Origin of the sequence: Halomonas sp. ND22Bw (genome assembly GCF_003011945.1) — a bacterium.
GTDB classification, from domain to species: Bacteria; Pseudomonadota; Gammaproteobacteria; order Pseudomonadales; family Halomonadaceae; genus Halomonas; species Halomonas halophila.
On sequence record NZ_PXWD01001391.1, the window covers coordinates 1 to 251 of the forward strand.

A 251-nucleotide genomic window follows, 5' to 3' on the forward strand; every position below is an offset into this window, starting at 1 on the left:
CATTGTGAAGATTGTGGCTCGTATGTCGTCCAGAGTTTTCCTTGGCGAGGAACTTTGCCGCAATGAAGAATGGCTGAGGATTACGGCTGAGTATACCGTTAATTTGTTCATTGCCGTCAACGAGCTTATGACCTGGCCCACATACGTCCGTCCTATCGTGCAGTGGTTCCTTCCGCCATGCCAACGCCTGCGCCAACAGGTTGCAGATGCTCGACGACTCATCCAGCCAGTTATCGACGCACGACATGCGG

The 251-nt window shown here is 53.0% G+C and carries 1 protein-coding gene; it reads right to left on the reverse strand.

The window, feature by feature from the left end; all coding sequences use genetic code 11:
- On the reverse strand, positions 1-251 hold a 251-nt coding region (locus CVH10_RS27040), incomplete at both ends, for a hypothetical protein (RefSeq protein WP_219925030.1).